We start from the raw sequence: 12,766 nt of genomic DNA on the forward strand, positions 1-12,766 counted from the left end.
GATGCTTACAGCTTGGCGTCCGCCCTCACGTTGCGCTGGCTGGGGACGGCCAGCGGCAAGGGGTTGTTGGTCTCCACCGACAGTACGGTGGTGGACGCTGCCGCGCTGTTGCCATCAAGGAAGACTACGCCGCCCAGGTAGCGTTTGCCCGTTTCCAGTCCCGACCAGCTGACGCCAGCCGTGGCGCTGCCGCCCACATATACCTTGGTAGGCAGGGTGGCTTTCAGGTTGCCGCCCTTGTCGGCTGTCGTGACGATGGCCGACGACAGGCCGAAGCCGGTCGAGACGCCATTTGCCAGTTCATAGCCGATCACGCAGACCTTGTAGCTGCCTGCCGCCGGGGTGGTCACGGTGATGGCCTCGTTCGAACCGGCCGTGGCCGAGGTGGCGACGGTCGCGCCGGCGCTGTTGAGCAGCAGCATGTCGAGGTCGTTGCCCGCGCCTTCCGTGGTGTCGCGGTCGAAGATTTCGAAGCGCGCCACGACGGTGCTGGCGGGAATGCTGACATTGACCGCGCGCACGCCGCTGCCGCCCGCCTTGCACGCGTCGGCCATCTGCGCCAGCGTTTCCACGCTGCCCGGCGCGGCCTGGCTGATGGTTTGCTCGCTGCGCGCCACTTCCTTCAGGCCGCCCGTCGCCGCGCCGACCTTGCCGGCAAAGCCCGTCGACAGGGTCAGCGAACGCAGACCGCTGACCTTGTCGGCCTGCAGCAATGCCGGCGACTGCACCGCGCGGCCCGAGCGGGCCGTGACGGGGCTGCGCACCGTGTGCACGCCGTCGCTCCACACGAGGGCGCCATACTGCCAGGCATTGTCCGGCGCCGTCGTGCGCGTCAGGGTCACGGTGAAGGACTTGGTTTCACCGGGTGCCAGCGCCAGGGTGGCAGGCGCCACCGCCACGCTGTAACCGCTGAGCGAGGCGCTGGCCGTGTAGGTGGCGCTGCTGCTGCCCACGTTGGTGACGCGGCGCGTCACCGTTTGCGTGCCCAGCACGTTGCCGATGGTGATGGACGGCATGTTCAGGTTGTAGCCGGCCAGGGTGCCGCCCGCGCATTCGGCCGTCATGCCGACGCCGCACATGTATTTCTTGTAATCGGCCAGGCTGGCGTCATACACGAGGCCGGGATCGGTCGCCTTGTTCGGCGTCACGTGGCCGGCGCCTTGGCCCCATGGCAGGATGCCGCGCGCGTCGCCCGCCTGGATGTCGGGCAGGGTGGCGCTGCCGGTCGTCATCAGGGCCGACTTGATGGCGGCCGGGCTCCAGTCCGGATGCTGCTGGCGCAGCAGGGCGGCCAGGCCGGCCACGTGCGGGCTGGCCATCGAAGTGCCTTGCAGGAAGATGTAGGCTTGCGGCGGTACCAGGCTGCCATCCTGCACGGCGTCGCGCTGGGCGCGCGACAGGGCAGGCGTGCCGCCGGCCAGGATGTCCACGCCAGGCGCGGTGACGTCCGGCTTGAGCAGGTTGGCGTCGTACAGGTTCGGGCCACGCGACGAGAAGTCGGCCACCACGGGGGCGGCAGGGCCGTTGCCGTTGGTGACGAAGCGCGAAATGGCGGCCGTGGCCGTGCCCGTTTGCGCCTGGGCGTTGATCAGCGCGCCATCGGCGGCGCTCACGTGCACGGCCGGCAGCACGTGCGGGTCGGACACGAGGCCCACGCCCGTGTCGACCAGCACCATGCCGGCGCCGCCCGCTTCGAGCACGGCGATGCCCTTGTCGGTGCGCGCCGTGGTGCCGCGCAGGCAGCTGACGACCTTGCCGGCGACCTTGGCCGGGTCCAGCAGGGCCACGCCGCCGTTGTCGCCGGCGCGGTAGCACAGGGCCAGTTTTTGCGCATCGGCGCCGGGCAAGCCTGCGTCTTGCGCGCGGATCAGGGTGGTGGCCGGCAGCGGGTTGTAGTTGAGCGAGGCGCCCGTGTAGCTGGCGCCGTTGCTCAAGGTTACCTTGGCCTGGTTGGCGCGGTTGTGCGTCGAGGCGGCCACGGTGGTGATCCATGGGCTGACGTGCGCCACGGTATTGGCCGGTCCCGCATTGCCGGCCGAAGCGGCAACGAACACGCCCGCATTCGACGCGTGCAGGAAAGCTTGCTCGACGGGGTCGTTGACGGTGCCGCCGCCGCTGATCGAGTAGTTGATCACGTGGACGCCATCCTGCACGGCTTTTTCAATCGCCGCCACGCTATCGCCGCCGTAGCAGCCGTTCTTCGCACCGGTCGGCTGGGTGGCCAGGTTGTACGACCAGCATACCTTGTAGACGGACAGGCGGGCGCGCGGCGCCACGCCGGAAATGGCGCCCAGCGGCGAGCCGTTCACGGTCACGGGCACGCCCGCATTGCCGCCCGCGGTGGACGAGGTGTGCGTGCCGTGGCCGCCTTCGCCATTCGGGTCGCCGATGGAATCGCGCGGCGAGGTGAATTCGCTCCAGTGCTGGATCTTGTCCGTCTCGGTCAGGCGCACGGCGTTGAAGTATTGTGCGCCCAGCAGCTTGTTATTGCAATGGTCTTGCGTAAAGCCTTCGCCCGTCTGGCAGCTGCCTTTCCAGGCGGCCGGCGCGGCGCCGTAGGCCAGGGTGGCGTTCGGGTCGAAGGTCGGGGCGCCGTTGGCGTCGACCTTGTCCGCATACGACAGGTTTTCCGGCCACACGCCGCCATCGACGATGCCGATGATGATGTCTTCGCCCGCATGCTGCTTGCCGCCCAGCTGGCTCCACAGGCCGCCCGGCTGGTCCAGGCCCAGGAAAGTGGGCGTGTAGTTGGTTTGCAGGGCGCGCGGTTCGTCGGGGGCGATGCTGGCCACTTCGCCGCTCGCCTGCAGCTGGCGCACTTCGGCGTCCGTCAGCAGGGCGGAAAAGCCGTTGAGGACGATCTTGTACTGGTATTGCACGGGCGCGGCGGCGATGAGCGCTTGTACCCGGGCCTGTTTCTGTTCAAGGTAGTCGCCGTACAGCTGCACTTGCGTGCTGGCCAGGTCGAGGCGGCCGCCGGCGGCAGGCTGGGTGGCGCCCAGGCCTTCCACCGAGCCGGTGTAGGAAGCGATCGGTTTGTCGGTCAGTTGCACGATGTAAGGGCGGCGCAGGTCGTCGGCGTGGGCCTGGAAGCTGATGCTGGCAAACAGGCTCAGCACGGCGAGCGAAATGGGACGCAAGGCGGGACGGAATGTCATGTAGGGTTTCCTGTATCGGTATCGGAGTCAAAAAGAGGCGGCAATCAGGCTTGCTTGCTGCGGCGGCGCGCAGCGAATCCGACACCGGCCAGGCCCAGCAGCAGCATCGCGTAGGTCGATGGCTCCGGTACCGAGGCGACGATATTGTCGAGTGCAAACTGGCCCTTGTTGCTCGTGAAGGCGTTGCAACTGCCGGCCATGTTGCAAGTGAATCCGAAGAAGGCCAGCGAGGCGAATTGCTGGCTGCCGAAGTTGGCGCTGGTGTTGTAGCGCTGGAACTGGAAGTTGCCGCCGATGGGGCCGCCCAGCTGATAGGTTTCATAGATGGAAGAACCGTTGGCGTAGAAGCCTTGCACGCGCAACAGACCCGCTACGGCCGGATAGGTGACGCCCTGGGCGTAGCCGATGAAGCTGGCGTCGAAGCCCTGCAGGCTGACGCTGCCGCCCGTCGTCAGCGGATCGAGGTAGACGATGCCGTCGTTGAGGGATGCATAGTAATTGCTCGTATTGTTGGTCGGGCACGCCATGCCGCAGGCGGCCGGATCCGTGCCGTCGAATACGGCGCCGACCAGGTCGCCATAACTGGCACCGGCGGCATTCGAGGCGCCCGTCAGCAGGAATTTGCCGAATTCCAGGGAGTCGCCGTGGCCGACGAACTGGCTGTCGACGTTGTCAAAGTTGATCACGTCCGCGATGGCGGCGGGAGCCCAGGCGGCGGACAGGGCCAGGATGGCGGCGCCGGTCCACTGCTTGGCCGAGAAAGGACTTGCTGCGGCAGTTGCCTTCGAATGCACAATACGAGTCATGAATTTTCCCTTGGTGATTATGTAGGATGCAATATTTTTTGCGTCTGGGATGCTCTTTTCTGCGTGGACGGATAAGACCAATACGTAGAAAATTGACTTTTACTATAGCAAAAGAGGCAATTTCATTGTTTGATATTCTTGCAAATTTAATTTGAAAGTTACAAATAATGAATGAATAAAATTCATCGCTTACTATGATTTGGTAACCAGGAGTAGATAGTTTCTGCATTGAAAATAGTTGAATCATCAAGCACCCAGGCAAGCGCGCGCGGCGCCGTGGCGGTTTCGCGCACACTGGATGGTTTCCGCAGGAATTTGTTGTTCACAGAGCAAAGAAAAGATTGTATTAACCATAACCGGCATGGTAGGCTGATAAGCATCAGGCAAGCGCGTGTCGCCAGTGCGTGGCCATCCGCCGCGCGCAACGACGCAATGTATTGAAGGTAGGCAATAAGGAGTTACCGGATGCATGCAGCACACAGGCAGAACCTTGCGGCAACGCGCCATGCGCGCGGCTTTACCTTGCTCGAATTGCTGGTCGTCATCGTGATCATCGGCTTGCTGGCGGCCTATGTCGGCCCCAAGTATTTCGCCCAGCTGGGCAAATCCGAAGTGACGGTGGCCAAGGCGCAGATCGAGGCGTTTGAAAAATCGCTCGACACCTACCGCCTCGACGTGGGGCGCTATCCCACCACGGAAGAGGGTTTGGCCGCGCTGCTTGCGGCACCGCCCGCCGCCGGCACGCGCTGGAATGGTCCTTACCTGAAAAAGGCTGTGCCGCTCGACCCGTGGGGTCATGCCTATCAATACCGCGCACCCGGCAGCAAGGGCGAGTACGACATCGTCTCGATGGGCAAGGATGGCCAGCCGGGCGGCAGCGGCGAGAACGCCGACATCAGCTCGCAATAGCGCCAGCGCCATTCTTTTTCCTACGGACAAGCCATCATGCAGTTCGAAGTACGCGCGCTTTCCACGGACCAGGCCGTAACTACCTTGCAGACGTGCGTGATCGACGGGCGCGACGAGGCCGACGCGCGCCGCCAGGCCGAGGCGCGCGGCCTGTTCGTCAGCGCCATCCGTCCCGTGCGGGCCACGCCGTTCAGCGCGGCCGGGCGCCAGCGGGCGCGGGCGCTGCCCCTGCTGCTGTTCAGCCAGGAATTGCTGGCGCTGCTGCAAGCGGGTCTGGGCATCGTCGAAGCGCTGGAAGCCTTGCTGGAAAAGGAAGCCTCGCCGGCCACGCGCAGCGTGCTCACGCGCCTGCTCGAAGGCTTGCGCGAAGGCAAGCGCTTTTCCGCCGTGCTGGGCGAACAATCTGAACTGTTTCCTCCCTTGTACATCGGCATCGTCAAGGCGGCCGAGGGCACGAGCGACTTGCCGCGCGCGCTGTCGCGCTACATCGACTACCAGCAGCGCATCGATGCGGTGCGCGGCAAGATCGTCAGCGCCGCCATCTATCCCGCCATCCTGCTGGCCGTGGGCGGCGGCGTCAGCGCCTTCCTGATCAGCTATGTGGTGCCCCGTTTCGCCGAGGTCTACCAGGGCGCCGGGCGCAACCTGCCGTGGATGTCGCAAGTGATGCTCAGCTGGGGCCAGTTCGTCACCGAACACGGCGTGCTGCTGTTGCTGGGGTTGGCACTCGTCGGCAGCATCGTGTTCACTGCCGTGCGGCGCGTGCTGCGCAACGGCGGCGTGGCGCGCCTGCTGGCGAAACTGCCCGGCATCGGCGAGCGCGTGCGCATCTATGAACTGTCGCGCCTGTACCTGACCCTGGGCATGCTGGCCGAGGGCGGTATCACCATCGTGCAGGCGATTGCCACCGTGCAGGCGATGGTCTCGCCGGGCATGCAGGCATCGTTGCAGGGCGCGCGCGGCGCCATCGAGGCGGGCCAGCCGCTGTCGTCGGCGTTTGAGCAGCATCAATTGACGACACCGATTTCCCTGCGCATGCTGCGCGTGGGCGAGCGCACGGGCGACATGGGCCCCATGCTGACGCAGTCGGCCGCCTTTTATGACGGTGAAATCAGCCGCTGGATCGACCGTTTTACGCGCACCTTCGAACCCTTGCTGATGGCCGCCATCGGCCTCGTCGTGGGCGCCATCGTGATCCTGCTGTACATGCCCATCTTTGACCTTGCCGGCGATATTTCATGAACCAGATTTCTTCCGTTCCCGCCGCCATCGACCCCGCGCTGCTGCAGCGCGCGCGCATCCTGAGCCGGCAATCGAAGCGTAGCCTGGTCGAGGAATTGCAGGAGCTGAGCGGCATCGAGGCGCGCGCCGTGGTGCGCGAACTGGCGCGCCCGTTCGGCCTGGACGTGCTGGAAACGGCCGACATGCTGGCCTTGTCTCCCGCCTTCGATGTGCTGCCCCTGTCGCAGGCGCTGGCGCGTCACAGCGTGCTGCTGCGCGCCGCCGGCGGCCAACTGGTGGGCGTGATCGCCGACCCGTTCGACCTCGACCTGCAAACCTGGCTGAGTGCGCGCGCCGGGCAGGGCGTCTTGAGCATCCATCTGGCGCTGCAGGCCGACATCGGCGCCTACCTGTCGAAGCAGGAAGAGTCGGCGCGCGCCGTCGACAGCCTGCTGCCCGGCGCCGCCAGTGACGCGCGGCGTGATGGCAAGACGGCCGCCGTGCTGTCGTTTGCCAGCGTGTCTGAAGCGGCCAGCCCTGCCGTCAAGCTGGTCAACTCGACCCTGTATGACGCGCTGAAGGCGGGCGCGTCGGACATCCATCTGGAAAGCACGGCCGGCGGCCTGGCCGTCAAGTACCGCGTTGACGGCGTGCTCGATCACGCCACGTCCGTCAACGGCATCGAAGTGGCCGAGCACATCATCTCGCGCCTGAAAGTGCTGGCCGAACTCGATATCGCCGAGCGCCGCGTGCCGCAGGACGGCAGCTTTCGCGTCGAGTCGGGCGGGCGCGAAATCGATTTGCGCGTCTCCATCATGCCCAGCATCCATGGCGAGGATGCCGTCATCCGTATCCTCGACAAGCGCGCCATGATCGAAGCCTACGGCGCGCTGACTCTGGAAGCGCTGGGCTTTGACTCGCCATCGCTGGTCGCCTTGCGCGCGCTGGCGCAGGAAGCCTACGGCATGCTGCTCGTGACGGGACCGACCGGCTCGGGCAAGACGACGACCCTGTATGCGGCGCTGACGGAAATCCACAACGGGCGCGAAAAGATCATCACCATCGAAGACCCCGTCGAATACCAGCTGCCCGGCATTTTGCAAATCCCCGTCAATGAAAAGAAGGGGCTGACCTTTGCCAAGGGCTTGCGTTCGATCCTGCGCCACGACCCCGACAAGATCATGGTGGGCGAGATCCGCGACCGCGAGACGGCGGAAATCGCCGTGCAGTCGGCCCTCACGGGCCACCTGGTGCTCACCACCGTGCACGCGAATAATGTGTTCGACGTGTTCGGCCGTTTTACCCACATGGGCATCGATCCGTATGCGTTTGTCTCGGCCCTGAACGGCATCTGGGCGCAGCGTCTGATCCGCACCAACTGCCCCCATTGCGCCACCGAGTACACGCCCGACGATGCCGAGCTGGCCAGCGTGGGCCTGGCGCACGCCGACGTGGCCGACTATCAATTCAAGCAGGGCAAGGGTTGCGGCGATTGCCGCGGCACGGGCTACAAGGGGCGGCGTTCTATCGCCGAAATCCTCGTGCTGACCGATGAAATCCGCGAATTGATCGTCGATAAAAAACCGATCCGCCAGATCAAGGCGGCCGCGTATGCGAACGGCACGCGCAGCCTGCGCCTGGCGGCGCTGGAACTGGTCAAGCGGGGCGCCACCACCATCACGGAAATCAAGAGGGTCACCCTGCATGCGTAGAGGTCTCGGACAAGGATTGCGCCTGGGCGTGGCGGCGGGCACGGTGAGCCTGTGGCGCAGCAGCCGCTGGCGCGCGCCCGCATGGACCTCGCTCGGTGAAGTCGCATATGCGCCGGACGACGCGGCGTACGGCGGCTTTGCCGCCCTGGGCCAGGCGTTGGAACAGATTCTGCCAGCGGGGCAATACGCGGGCTGGCCCTTGTCCGTGGTGCTCGACGATGGACTGGCGCGCCTGTGGCAAGTGGACATGCCGCAGGGCGCCGCGCGCCTGGCCGATATCGAGGCGGCTGCCGCGCTGCGCTTCCAGTCGCTGTATGGCGATGCACCGGGCCTGTGGCACAGCAGCAGCGCCTGGGATGCGCGCGCGCCGTTTTTCTGCGCCGTGCCCCGTGCGTTGCTGGCGCAACTGACGCGCGTGGCCGCAGCACGCAAGCTGGCCCTGATTTTCATTACGCCGCAATTCGCGCGCCACTGGAACCGCTGGCATGGCGCCTTGAAGCCGGGCGCCTGGTTTGGCCAATTGCAGGAGAACGTCCTGACCCTGGGCGTGCGGCACGAAGGGCGTTTGCGCGCCGTGCGCGCGCTGCCCGTGCCGCCTGGTGCTGGCAGGGACTGGCTGGTGCAGACCTTGGCGCGCGAGGCGCTGCTGCAAGGCGTATGCGCACCGGCACTGCTGCAGCTGTGCGGCGCGCCGCCGCCCGCATGGCTGACGCCAGCGAAAGAATTCAGCTGTCAGGTTTTTTCCGCGCCCGATGGCGAAGGCGGCTTGTCACCGGCCGCCCAACTGGCGCATAGCGGAGGCGTGGCATGACGCGCCTCGATATCGATTTCGCGCCGCCAAACTGGCGCCGCAGCCTGCAACGCGTGCCCGCGTGGGCGTGGTGCGTCGGCGCGCTGGGCGTGGCGCTGGCTGTCACGGCGGCGTACAGTGGCAGCGCCGCGCTGCAGCGCCAGCAGCTGCGCGAAGGGCAATTGCAGCGCGCGCAGCAGCGCGTGCTGGCCGCCACGCAGGGGCCGGCGCCGGCGGTGTCCACGCCGATCGCGCCCGCGCAGGCGGCGGCCGTGAATGCGGCCATCCTGCAATTGAACCTGCCGTGGCGCGACCTGCAGGATGCGCTGGCCAGCGCCACGCCACCGGCAGTCGCGCTGCTGGCGCTGGAGCCGGACGCGCGCAAGCGCGTGCTGAAGATCACGGCGGAAACGACCAGCAGCGATGCCATGGTGGCCTACATCGCGCAATTGAAGCGGCAGGAGCTGTTCGGCACGCGCGTGCAGCTGCTGCGCCATGAAATCAACGCACTCGATCCGAACAGACCGTTGCGCTTCCAGCTCGAAGCGCGCTGGGGCACGCCATGATGGCCATCGACCTCAATAGCTTGCGCCTGCGTGCGCAACTGCTGCTGCGCCGTTTGGGTGCGCCCGCCTGTCTGGCAGTGGCATTGCTCGCGCTGGGCGTGGCCGCCTGGGTCTGGGCCTGGCAGCAGCGCGCCGTGGCGGCGCAGCTGGAAGCGCGGCCCTTGCCGCAGCCAGCGCTGGCCGTGGTGGCCGCCGCGCCGCCGGCGACAGCCAGCGAAAACCTGGCGCGCTTTTATGCCGCGCTGGGACAGCAGCGCCATGCCGAGCAGCAGGTCAAGCAGCTGTTCGACCTGGCCGCAAAAAACGGTTTGCTGCTGGCGCAGGGCGAATACAAGAGCGGCTACGACAAGGCCAGCCGGGTCGCCACCTACCAGGTGACCTTGCCGCTGAAGGGCAGTTATGCGGCCGTGTCGCAGTTCGCGCTGCAAGCGCTGCGTGCCGTCCCTTTCGCCTCGCTCGACGAACTGAGTTTTCGCCGCGAGCAGATCGCCGATACGGATCTCGAAGCGCGCTTGCGCCTGACGTTTTATCTGACCGATACGCCTGGCGATGCGGGAGAAACGCCATGACCCCGCGCCATTATCTGATGCTGGCCGGCGTGCTGGGCGCGGGCGCCTTGCTGCTGTTCGGCGAGCGCCAGCCCGTGGCCGACGTGGCTGAAGCGGTGGAGCGGGCCGTCGCGCCCGCGCGCCATGCTGCGGCCAAGGCGCCAGCTGCGCAGCCGGTCATCCTGGCCCTGCTGCCGCGCAGCGAAGTGGCGGGCGAGGATGGCGACACCTTTGGCGGTGCCGGCGCTGTCTTCCAGAGCCAGAACTGGAATCCGCCGCCGCCGAAAATGGCGGTGACGGCCGCGCCGCCACCTCCGCCCCCAATGGCGCCGCCGCTGCCTTTCGTCTACCTGGGCAAGGCGGCCGCCGACGGCGCCTGGGAAGTGTTTCTGTCGCGCGCCGACAAGACGTATATCGTGCGCGCCAATACCGTCATCGATGGCGCCTACAAGGTCGTGACGATCGCGCCGCCCGTCATGACGCTTACTTATCTGCCGTTGAACCAGGTTCAGCAGCTCAACATTGGAGTTTCCGAGTGATGTCTCGTTCCTTTTCATCGGCGCTGTTGCTCTTGTTGCTGTCCGGCTGCGCAGGGCAGCAAGCCTACCGCGACGGGCGCGAGCTGATCGCGCAAGACCAGGTGCCGGCCGGCCTGCAAAAGCTGCAGGAAGCGTTGCAGCAAGACCCCGGCAATGCGCAATACCGCAGCGCCTATCTGCAGGCGCGCGAACGGGCGACCGGCAGCCGCTTGCAGCAGGCCGAGCGCCAGGCGCAGGCGGGGCAGGGCGATCTGGCGCGCGCTTCTTTCATGAGCGTGCTGGAAATCGATGCGCAGAACGAGCGGGCCAACAGCGGCTTGCGCGCGCTCGAGCGCGAGCAGCGCCAGGGCAAGCTGCTGGCCGAAGCGCAGAAAGATATCGACGCCAAGCGCTACGACCCCGCGCGCCAGCGCCTGAACGCCATCCTGACCGAGCAGCCGAACCATGCGGGCGCGCGCACGCTGCTGCGCGAGGTTGACGACAAAACGGCGCCGCCCGTGGTCGAGTCGGGCCTGGCCAAGTCGTACAAGCAGCCGATCACGATCGAGTTTCGCGACGCGCCGTTAAAACAGGTGTTTGAGCTGATCGCGCGCCGTTCCGGCCTCAATTTCGTCTTCGACAAGGACGTCAAGGCGGACGCGAAAACCTCGATCTTCCTGAAAAACAGCACGGTGGAATCGGCCGTTTACTTCCTGCTGGTGACGAACCAGCTGGAGCAGCAGGTGATGGATGCGAACACGATCCTGATCTATCCGAACGTGGCGGCGAAATTGAAGGAGTACCAGGAAGTGCTGGTGAAGACCTTCTTCCTGGCGAACGCGGACGCCAAGCAGGTGGCCAATACGCTCAAGACGATTCTGAAGACGCGCGACGTGGTGGCCGATGAAAAGCTCAACCTCGTCATCGTGCGCGACACGCCCGAGGCGATCCGCCTGGCCGAGCGCCTGATCGCGCTGCAGGACGTGCCCGAGGCGGAAGTGGTGCTGGAACTGGAAATCCTCGAAGTCAAGCGCAGCCGCCTGATGGAACTGGGCGTGGCCTGGCCATCGAGCCTGACCCTGACGCCGCTTTCCACCTCGGGCGGAATCGGCCTGACCATCAGCGACCTGAACAAGCTGAACCAGCGCACCATCGGCGTGAGCGACCTGTCCGTGACGGCCAACGCCAACAAGACGGACGGCGACGCGAACATCCTGGCCAACCCGCGCATCCGCGTGCGCAACCGGGAAAAGGCGAAGTTCGTCATCGGCGACAGGGTGCCCGTAGTGACCACCACGATTTCGCCGGGCACGGGCGGCTTCGCTTCCGAGTCGATCAGCTACCTGGACGTGGGCCTGACGGTGAACGCCGAGCCGACCATCTATTTGAACAACGAGGTGGGCATCCGCATCTCGCTCGAGGTGAGCAACCTGGGCGCGGCTACCACCACCCGCAGCGGCTCGACCCTGTACCAGATCGGCACGCGCCAGGCGTCGACCATGCTGCAGCTGAAGGATGGCGAAAACCAGGTGCTGGCGGGCCTGATCAACAATGAAGAGCGCAGCTCGGGCAACAAGGTGCCGGGTCTGGGCGACATCCCCGTGCTGGGGCGGCTGTTCGGCAGCAGTAAGGACGACAGCCAGAAGACGGAAATCGTGCTGTCGATCACGCCGCACCTGGTGCGCACGGTGCAGCGTCCGGAAGCGAAGGAGTCGGAATTCTCGGCCGGCACGGAAGGCAGCTTCCGCCGCCGTCCCGACATGGCGGCCAAGGCGCCCACGCAGATGCCGGGCACGGTGATCGTGCGTTCCGGCCCGTCGGCCGTCGGCATGCAGCCGGCACCGGCGCAGCCGATGATGACGCCGGGCGCTTTGCCAGCGCCGCTGCCGCAGACGGTGCCCGCGCCGGAAGTGGCGCCGTCGCCCGAGCCGTCTCCGTCGCCTTTGCCGATATCGTCGGGCCAGCCCGTACCGCTGCAGGCGGCGCCCTTGCCGCTGTCGTCGAGCCAGCCGGTACCGGTGAGCCCGCCGCCACCGCCTGCCAAATGAGACTGGCGCATGCGCAGAGGGGGCAGGGAGGTTTTACCCTGATCGAGCTGCTGGTGACCCTGGCCATCCTGGGCGTGCTGGCCACCCTGGTCATTCCCGTCACGCAGGTGACGGTGCAGCGGCGCCAGGAGCAGGAATTGCGGCGCGCGCTGCGCGAGATCCGCCAGGGGATCGATGCGTATAAACGGGCTGGCGACGAAGGTCGCATTGTGCGCGCGACAGACGCCAGCGGTTATCCGAAAAGCCTGGAACTGCTGGTCGAGGGCGTGGCGGACCAGCGCAACCCGAAGCGCAGCAAGATGTTCTTTTTGCGCCGCGTGCCGCGCGACCCGTTCAATGGGGATGCTGGCCTCAGTGATGCGCAAACGTGGGGCAAGCGCAGCTACGCCAGCGAGGCGGCCGAACCGCGCGAGGGCGACGATGTCTACGATGTGTACTCCACGTCCGGCAAGACCGGCTTGAACAACGTGCCTTACCGTCTATGGTGAAC

Annotated in this window: 11 protein-coding genes; 9 read left to right on the forward strand and 2 right to left on the reverse strand. The window is 66.1% G+C overall.

Annotated elements, in window-relative coordinates:
* Window positions 1-5 precede the first annotated feature (5 nt).
* Window positions 6-3,158 carry a S8 family serine peptidase gene (locus SKZ59_RS18185; protein ID WP_319992543.1) on the reverse strand — a complete coding sequence of 1,051 codons (3,153 nt, stop codon included), beginning with the start codon at window positions 3,156-3,158 and terminating at the stop codon, window positions 6-8.
* A 44-nt stretch (window positions 3,159-3,202) separates the two neighbouring features.
* Window positions 3,203-3,964: an NF038120 family PEP-CTERM protein gene (locus SKZ59_RS18190; protein ID WP_070303870.1), complete on the reverse strand. Its 762-nt coding sequence runs from the start codon at window positions 3,962-3,964 to the stop codon at window positions 3,203-3,205.
* Window positions 3,965-4,429: 465 nt separating this feature from the next.
* Between SKZ59_RS18190 and gspG the strand changes: the two genes are divergently transcribed.
* Genes gspG through SKZ59_RS18235 form a run of 9 tightly spaced genes read left to right on the forward strand, consistent with a single transcriptional unit; the run spans window position 4,430 to window position 12,764 of the window.
* Entirely contained in the window at window positions 4,430-4,873 is a 444-nt protein-coding gene (gene gspG, locus SKZ59_RS18195; RefSeq protein WP_034782166.1) for a type II secretion system major pseudopilin GspG, read from the forward strand.
* Between the two features lie 36 nt (window positions 4,874-4,909).
* Window positions 4,910-6,115 (forward strand): type II secretion system F family protein, encoded by a 1,206-nt coding sequence (locus tag SKZ59_RS18200; protein WP_319992544.1) that lies wholly within the window; start codon window positions 4,910-4,912, stop codon window positions 6,113-6,115.
* Window positions 6,112-7,806, forward strand: coding sequence for a GspE/PulE family protein (locus SKZ59_RS18205; RefSeq protein ID WP_319992545.1), 1,695 nt, complete (start codon window positions 6,112-6,114; stop codon window positions 7,804-7,806). Before SKZ59_RS18200 ends, SKZ59_RS18205 begins: the two co-directional genes overlap by 4 nt.
* The gene (locus SKZ59_RS18210) at window positions 7,799-8,617 is read left to right on the forward strand and encodes a hypothetical protein (protein WP_319992546.1); all 819 of its coding nucleotides are present in this window, start codon (window positions 7,799-7,801) and stop codon (window positions 8,615-8,617) included. The genes SKZ59_RS18205 and SKZ59_RS18210 overlap by 8 nt, the downstream gene beginning before the upstream one ends.
* Window positions 8,614-9,162 (forward strand): hypothetical protein, encoded by a 549-nt coding sequence (locus SKZ59_RS18215; RefSeq protein WP_319992547.1) that lies wholly within the window; start codon window positions 8,614-8,616, stop codon window positions 9,160-9,162. The genes SKZ59_RS18210 and SKZ59_RS18215 overlap by 4 nt, the downstream gene beginning before the upstream one ends.
* Window positions 9,159-9,731: a hypothetical protein gene (locus SKZ59_RS18220; protein WP_319992548.1), complete on the forward strand. Its 573-nt coding sequence runs from the start codon at window positions 9,159-9,161 to the stop codon at window positions 9,729-9,731. Before SKZ59_RS18215 ends, SKZ59_RS18220 begins: the two co-directional genes overlap by 4 nt.
* A complete protein-coding gene (locus tag SKZ59_RS18225) occupies window positions 9,728-10,249 on the forward strand; it encodes a hypothetical protein (RefSeq protein WP_319992549.1) in 522 nt (173 codons plus the stop codon). Before SKZ59_RS18220 ends, SKZ59_RS18225 begins: the two co-directional genes overlap by 4 nt.
* The gene (locus SKZ59_RS18230; RefSeq protein WP_219329277.1) at window positions 10,249-12,276 is read left to right on the forward strand and encodes a secretin N-terminal domain-containing protein; all 2,028 of its coding nucleotides are present in this window, start codon (window positions 10,249-10,251) and stop codon (window positions 12,274-12,276) included. Before SKZ59_RS18225 ends, SKZ59_RS18230 begins: the two co-directional genes overlap by 1 nt.
* On the forward strand, window positions 12,273-12,764 hold the full coding sequence (locus SKZ59_RS18235) for a type II secretion system protein (RefSeq protein ID WP_034751600.1): 492 nt from the start codon (window positions 12,273-12,275) through the stop codon (window positions 12,762-12,764). Before SKZ59_RS18230 ends, SKZ59_RS18235 begins: the two co-directional genes overlap by 4 nt.
* Window positions 12,765-12,766 lie beyond the last annotated feature (2 nt).

Origin of the sequence: Janthinobacterium sp. GMG2 (assembly GCF_033949445.1) — a bacterium.
Taxonomy (GTDB): Bacteria; Pseudomonadota; Gammaproteobacteria; order Burkholderiales; family Burkholderiaceae_D; genus Janthinobacterium; species Janthinobacterium aestuarii.

What these genes read in the sequence shown, in the direction of transcription:
- SKZ59_RS18185 (WP_319992543.1), bottom strand. Translation starts at nt 3,158, where the DNA reads ATGACATTCCGTCCCGCCTTGCGTCCCATTTCGCTCGCCGTGCTGAGC.
- SKZ59_RS18190 (WP_070303870.1), bottom strand. Translation starts at nt 3,964, where the DNA reads ATGACTCGTATTGTGCATTCGAAGGCAACTGCCGCAGCAAGTCCTTTC.
- gspG (WP_034782166.1), top strand. Translation starts at nt 4,430, where the DNA reads ATGCATGCAGCACACAGGCAGAACCTTGCGGCAACGCGCCATGCGCGC.
- SKZ59_RS18200 (WP_319992544.1), top strand. Translation starts at nt 4,910, where the DNA reads ATGCAGTTCGAAGTACGCGCGCTTTCCACGGACCAGGCCGTAACTACC.
- SKZ59_RS18205 (WP_319992545.1), top strand. Translation starts at nt 6,112, where the DNA reads ATGAACCAGATTTCTTCCGTTCCCGCCGCCATCGACCCCGCGCTGCTG.
- SKZ59_RS18210 (WP_319992546.1), top strand. Translation starts at nt 7,799, where the DNA reads ATGCGTAGAGGTCTCGGACAAGGATTGCGCCTGGGCGTGGCGGCGGGC.
- SKZ59_RS18215 (WP_319992547.1), top strand. Translation starts at nt 8,614, where the DNA reads ATGACGCGCCTCGATATCGATTTCGCGCCGCCAAACTGGCGCCGCAGC.
- SKZ59_RS18220 (WP_319992548.1), top strand. Translation starts at nt 9,159, where the DNA reads ATGATGGCCATCGACCTCAATAGCTTGCGCCTGCGTGCGCAACTGCTG.
- SKZ59_RS18225 (WP_319992549.1), top strand. Translation starts at nt 9,728, where the DNA reads ATGACCCCGCGCCATTATCTGATGCTGGCCGGCGTGCTGGGCGCGGGC.
- SKZ59_RS18230 (WP_219329277.1), top strand. Translation starts at nt 10,249, where the DNA reads ATGTCTCGTTCCTTTTCATCGGCGCTGTTGCTCTTGTTGCTGTCCGGC.
- SKZ59_RS18235 (WP_034751600.1), top strand. Translation starts at nt 12,273, where the DNA reads ATGAGACTGGCGCATGCGCAGAGGGGGCAGGGAGGTTTTACCCTGATC.